Source organism: Roseinatronobacter sp. NSM (genome assembly GCF_052379845.1).
GTDB lineage: Bacteria > Pseudomonadota > Alphaproteobacteria > Rhodobacterales > Rhodobacteraceae > Roseinatronobacter.
Window position 1 is genome coordinate 1 of record NZ_JBQTCF010000070.1, and the last position, 2,500, is coordinate 2,500.

The window sequence follows — 2,500 nt, forward strand, 5'->3', positions numbered from 1 at the left end:
CCCCTGCCCCATTGCGGTTTCACCCGACAATGGCCGAAACCTATCGCGACCGTGTGGGCGTGCTGATCGAGGGCCTGGGGCGCGAAGACGGGTTGGCAGAAACCCGAGAGGCGTTGCGGGGTCTGATCGAGAAGATCGTTCTGGTGCCGCGCACGGATGGAATGGGCCTCGATATCGACCTGCACGGGGCGCTTGCGGGGCTGTTGCGCTTAGCGACGGGCGTCGAGCAACGACAGGCCGCAGGTGCGGGCAAAAGGAGCGCAAACGCGAATTTCCCCGCGAGTGCGGGATTGGAAGGTGTTGATATTATTGAAGAAATAGTGTTGGTTGCGGGGACAGGATTTGAACCTGTGACCTTCAGGTTATGAGCCTGACGAGCTACCTGGCTGCTCCACCCCGCGTTGGTTTTTTTGTATCGTTGAGAGAGATTTTTGTGTTTCTTGTCAGGTTTGGCGGTGAGCTACTCTCCCACGTCTTGAGACGCAGTACCATTGCCGCGGCGGCACTTAACTTCCGAGATCGGGACGGGATCGGGTGTATTGCTCGCGCTATTGCCACCAAACCTGAGAAGAAACACATATCAGTGGGTGGGTTTTGTGTTCCACCTGACTATGAGGTCAATGCTTTTGGTTTTGTTGATTGTTGATCAGTTTTGCTTTTACTGGATCAAATCAAGCCTATTGAGCCATTAGTACCGGTCAACTGAACGCATTGCTGCGCTTACATCTCCGGCCTATCGACGTGGTGGTCTACCACGGCTCTCAAGGGAGACCTTGTTTTGAGGGGGGCTTCCCGCTTAGATGCTTTCAGCGGTTATCCTGTCCGATCATAGCTACCCTGCACTGCGGCTGGCGCCACAACAGGTCCACCAGTGGATCGTTCACCCCGGTCCTCTCGTACTAGGGGCAACTCCTCTCAAGTCTCCAACACCCACGGCAGATAGGGACCGAACTGTCTCACGACGTTCTAAACCCAGCTCACGTACCTCTTTAAATGGCGAACAGCCATACCCTTGGGACCTACTCCAGCCCCAGGATGAGATGAGCCGACATCGAGGTGCCAAACGATGCCGTCGATATGGACTCTTGGGCATCATCAGCCTGTTATCCCCGGCGTACCTTTTATCCGTTGAGCGATGGCCCTTCCACTCGGGACCACCGGATCACTATGGCCGACTTTCGTCTCTGCTCGACTTGTCAGTCTTGCAGTCAGGCTGGCTTATGCCATTGCACTCGACGACCGATTTCCGACCGGTCTGAGCCAACCTTCGCACGCCTCCGTTACTGTTTGGGAGGCGACCGCCCCAGTCAAACTACCCACCACACAGGGTCCCGGATCCGGATGACGGACCGCGGTTAGACATCAAGAGTGCGAAGGGTGGTATCTCAAGGAAGGCTCGATGGGAACTGGCGTTCCCACGTCAAAGCCTACCACCTATCCTGCACATCGCAATCCTGATGCCAGTGTGAAGTTGTAGTAAAGGTGCACGGGGTCTTTCCGTCTAACCGCGGGAAGCCTGCATCTTGACAGGCAATTCAATTTCGCTGAGTCCATGTTTGAGACAGCGGGGAAGTCGTTACGCCATTCGTGCAGGTCGGAACTTACCCGACAAGGAATTTCGCTACCTTAGGACCGTTATAGTTACGGCCGCCGTTTACCGGGGCTTCAATTCGGAGCTTGCACTCCTCCTTTTAACCTTCCGGCACCGGGCAGGCGTCAGACCCTATACGTCGTCTTGCGACTTCGCAGAGCCCTGTGTTTTTAATAAACAGTCGCCACCCCCTGGTTTGTGCCCCCCGCCACTGCTTGCGCAATAACGGGGCCTCCTTCTCGCGAACTTACGGAGGTATTTTGCCGAGTTCCTTAAACATGGTTCTCTCAAGCGCCTTGGTATTCTCTACCAGTCCACCTGTGTCGGTTTCGGGTACGGTCTGGTGTGGGGCTATTTCCGGGAACCTCTGAACGGCCCGCCCAATCCGATAAGGGCGAACAATCTTTGAGATCCGTCACTTCCCACTGGCCCAGGAATATTAACCTGGTTCCCATCGACTACGCCTTTCGGCCTCGCCTTAGGGGCCGGCTTACCCTGCTCAGATTAGCTTTAAGCAGGAACCCTTGGACTTTCGGCGACAGGGTCTCTCACCCTGTTTGTCGCTACTCATGTCAACATTCTCACTTCTGAACGCTCCACCGGTCCCTCACGGGCCGGCTTCACAGCAGACTTCGGTTGCGTCCGGTGCACCCTGTTGGGTGCAAAAGACGCAAGAAGTACTGAACAGAACGCTCCGCTACCATGCGATTGCTCGCATCCTAAGCTTCGGCTCATGGCTTGAGCCCCGTTACATCTTCGCCGCAGGACAACTTGTTTAGACCAGTGAGCTGTTACGCTATCTTTAAAGGATGGCTGCTTCTAAGCCAACCTCCTGGTTGTTTTGGTCGTCCCACCTGCTTTCCCACTTAGCCATGAATTAGGGGCCTTAGCTGTAGGTCAGGGTTGTTT

Annotated in this window: 1 tRNA gene and 2 rRNA genes (1 of these 3 cut by a window edge); all 3 read right to left on the bottom strand. The window is 55.4% G+C overall.

Features of this window, described 5'->3' with window-relative positions:
* Positions 1–324: 324 nt before the first annotated feature.
* A tRNA-Met gene (locus tag ACTZWY_RS19425) sits at positions 325–401 on the bottom strand.
* Positions 402–447: 46 nt separating this feature from the next.
* Positions 448–562: ribosomal RNA gene (rrf, locus tag ACTZWY_RS19430) — 5S ribosomal RNA — on the bottom strand.
* 105 nt (positions 563–667) lie between these two features.
* Positions 668–2,500 (bottom strand): 23S ribosomal RNA (locus ACTZWY_RS19435); it runs 1,063 nt beyond the window's last position.